Source organism: Caballeronia terrestris (assembly GCF_001544515.1).
Lineage (GTDB): Bacteria > Pseudomonadota > Gammaproteobacteria > Burkholderiales > Burkholderiaceae > Caballeronia > Caballeronia terrestris.
Genome location: NZ_FCOL02000227.1, coordinates 1 through 3,165, shown reverse-complemented (window position 1 = coordinate 3,165; position 3,165 = coordinate 1). Strand labels below are relative to the sequence as shown.

The window sequence follows — 3,165 nt, the reverse complement described above, 5'->3', positions numbered from 1 at the left end:
AGCTCACCGAATGGCTGCTGATGAGCACTTCCTTGAGCGTGAGCTTCAGGTATTCGACCGGGTCCTTGCCGCCCGCCTTGCGCAGCGTGAGCACCGAGTCCGCCATGTGCGTGCCCTGGCAGCAGGCCTGCAAGATGGTGGGCGAGCTCTTGTCGACGAATTTGCTGATCGTCAAATCCTGGACCGAAGCGGTGCCCGTGCCGCCGCCCGTGCCGCTGTGCGTCGTGCCCGTCTGCGAACAACCCCACGACCAGCTCAGGACCTCGATCTCTTCCGTGTGTCCTGACGCCAGTGATTCGCCCTTGATGTCGCCCAGCTTGAGAAACATATCTACGGCCATGTCAATCTCCCTTAAAAAGCGTGCGTCTCGACGCACAGTTGATTCGCGCCATTCAGATCGCGAAGCTTGTTTGCTCGTTTGCTCGGAGCGCAGGACGCCCTCCGATCAAGTCGGATTTCCAGACAGGTGATGAAATCGGGCCGCGCGGAAGCGGCTTGCTTCAGGCGGTATTCAAGCGCCGGGCCGAGGAATGAGGCGCATCGTGCTCCGGCCCCTTTCCTTGCGCTCCGTGCGGCGCACGGGCGTCTTACAGTCCGCAAGGGATGCTCCATGGAGCCGCATGGATCGTTGGAGGCTTGTGTCCGGACCGTCTATGCTTTGAAGAGGTTCGCGTCCGTTGCACGGCATCCGCCTGAGCGCCGTGCCCGCTTGCCGGGCTTTGCCGAGGATGGTCTCCATGATCTGTCTCCCTTTTGGTCGTTTGCGTCGGCTTCGTTTTGCATCCAGTGACTCGAAAACAGCCGGGCGAGCCCGCTTATTCCGCAAAAAAACTCTAAAAAACTTTGGAATAAAGGCGCGACCTGGCTGTTATGTTTTATGAGCGCGCCCATTTCAGGAGCTGCCCCGATGAACGACGACGACCTGCCTGCCGTCCTGCCGACGTTGTTGCCGCGGCTCTGGCGCTTCGCGTTGCGCCTGACGCAGAATCAGCACGACGCCGAGGATCTGGTGCAGCGCGCCTGTGTGCGGGCGCTCGAGCGGCGTGCGCAGTTGCAACCGGGCACGTCCACACTGAGCTGGCTTTTTTCGATCGTGCATTCGACGTGGATGAACGAACTGCGCGCCCGCTCCATTCGAAACCGCGGCAGCATGGACTGGCAGGACGAGGAAATCGAGTCGTTCGCCGATCCTTCCGCGCGCAATCCGGAGCTGGATTTGCTGCATCGCCAGGTGATCGACGCGGTCGAGGCGTTGCCGGAAGCGCAGCGCGTCGTGATGGTGCTCGTCGCAATCGAAGGGCTGAGCTACCGGGAAGCCGCCGACGTGCTCGATGTGCCCATCGGCACCGTCATGAGCCGGCTGTCGCGTGCGCGGTTGACGATCGGCCAGCAATTCAGCGTGCAGTCTTCACCCGCGGCTCGCAAGGGAGAATCAATATGATCAATGTCGATGACGCGCTGCTGATGTCGTACGTCGACGGCGAGCTTCCGCCGGAGCAGCGCACGGAAGTCGAAGCCGCGATCGCGCACTCGGACGAACTGTCCGCGAAGGTGGCGCTGCTGCGTGCGTCCTGCCTGCCGTATCGCGCTGCCTACGAGCGGCAAGCGGTTCCGCCGGTGCCGGAAAGCCTTACGCGCCGCATCGAGGAACTCGTCAGCGTGACGACGCCGCATCAGCGTGGCAGCGAGCGCGGCATTCGCCGCTGGCCGATGCAATGGGCCGCGGCCGCGTTCGTCGCGGGCGCGATCTGCTCCGGCGTGCTGACCGGGTATCTCAGTGGCGCGAATCCGTTCAGGCCGGGTGTCGATCCGTGGGTGCGCAGTGTCGCGGATTATCAGGTGCTGTACGGTCGCGACACGGTCGCGAACATTAGGGAGGACAAGCTCAGCACGGAGCAGGTCCTCGCGGATATTCGTCAGCGCGACGGCATGCCGGTCAATGTGCCGGATCTGCGCCAGGCGGGGCTGAAGTTCAAGCGCGTGCAGCGGCTGAACTATCATGACCGACCGCTCGTGCAGATGGTTTATCTGCCCGATCGCGGCGACCCCGTTGCGCTCTGCGTGATCGAGGACGGCCAGGGCGATGCGCCCGTGCGTTCGCAGCAAGTCGGCGAGATGAAGACGGTGACGTGGCGGGCGAACCGGCTCGCATACGTGCTGCTGGCCAAGGACACGTCGGTCGATCTGCAGAAAATGGCGCAGGGCATTGCGAGCGGCAAGACCTTGCAACTCTACGGCAGACTGCCCGAGGAGGATTCGCGCAGTAGCTGACTGGACGGTCTTTGCCCCTCGCCGTCGCCGAAGCAACGGTTGAAGCGATTCTCGTTATCCGCAGTTTTCTGCCTCGGACTCACCCTGCTTCAGGTGAGCACCGCCCTTGCCCGCGACGACATGACGCCGCTCTTGCCGCCAGCCTCTGTGACGTCATCGACAGTTCCGCCCAATGGTGACGTCAACCCCTATGGCGTTGCGTTTGTTCCGGAAGGCTTTCCCGCCTACGGGACCATCGGCCCGCGCGACCTGCTGGTCGCTAATTTCAACAAGGCCAATTTGCAAGGTACGGGTACGACAATCGTCAAGATGATCCCCAATGGAGATCCGGTTGTCTTCTTTCAGGGAACCGGTCTTGGCCTCACCACCGCCCTGGGCGTCCTCAAGGGTGGCTTCGTCGTGGTCGGCAATGTGCTCACCACCGACGGCACGTTCGGCACGATCAAGGCCGGCTCATTGCTGGTCCTGAACCAGACAGGTACGATCGAGCGTCGCCAAGGTGTTCGTTTCTAACGTTCTCAACGGGACAGTCGTTCGACTGGATGTCGCAGTGAGCGACAACGGCGTCCAGATCATGAAAGTAACGCAGATCGCGTCGGGATACCTTCACCGCGTTGACGCCGCAGCGCTTGTCGTCAGGCCGACCGGACTTGCTTACGATCCGCAACGCGACTTGCTCTATGTCGCCTCTTCCGTCGACAACGCGATCTTCGCCGTGTCCGGCGCCCGAAACAGCAATCACGACGGCGGCAAAGGCGTCCTTGTCTATGCGGACAACAGACATCTGCACGACCCGCTAGGGCTGGTCATCGGACCTAATGGAGATCTATTCGCCGCAAACGGTGACGCAATCAACGCCGAACTTATAGTCGTTGCCGCGCCAATCTTCACGCA

General features: G+C 62.0%; 4 protein-coding genes and 1 pseudogene. 4 read left to right on the top strand and 1 reads right to left on the bottom strand.

Annotation, left to right across the window (positions count from 1 at the left end):
- Nucleotides 1-340, bottom strand: a 340-nt coding sequence (locus AWB67_RS35680) for an Hcp family type VI secretion system effector (protein ID WP_087660594.1), incomplete at its 3' end; no start/stop codon positions are given.
- Between the two features lie 567 nt (nt 341-907).
- Between AWB67_RS35680 and AWB67_RS35675 the strand changes: the two genes are divergently transcribed.
- The 4 genes and pseudogenes from AWB67_RS35675 to AWB67_RS35660 form a co-directional block, all read left to right on the top strand.
- Complete coding sequence (locus AWB67_RS35675; protein WP_087660593.1) at nt 908-1,441, top strand: RNA polymerase sigma factor; 534 nt, start codon at nt 908-910, stop codon at nt 1,439-1,441.
- Entirely contained in the window at nt 1,438-2,271 is an 834-nt protein-coding gene (locus AWB67_RS35670; RefSeq protein WP_087660592.1) for an anti-sigma factor family protein, read from the top strand. Before AWB67_RS35675 ends, AWB67_RS35670 begins: the two co-directional genes overlap by 4 nt.
- Before the next feature lie 39 nt (nt 2,272-2,310).
- Entirely contained in the window at nt 2,311-2,784 is a 474-nt protein-coding gene (locus AWB67_RS35665; protein ID WP_087660591.1) for a hypothetical protein, read from the top strand.
- Nucleotides 2,785-2,821: 37 nt separating this feature from the next.
- A pseudogene (locus AWB67_RS35660) lies at nt 2,822-3,165 on the top strand (hypothetical protein); the annotation flags it as partial.

What these genes read in the sequence shown, in the direction of transcription:
- AWB67_RS35675 (WP_087660593.1), top strand. Translation starts at nt 908, where the DNA reads ATGAACGACGACGACCTGCCTGCCGTCCTGCCGACGTTGTTGCCGCGG.
- AWB67_RS35670 (WP_087660592.1), top strand. Translation starts at nt 1,438, where the DNA reads ATGATCAATGTCGATGACGCGCTGCTGATGTCGTACGTCGACGGCGAG.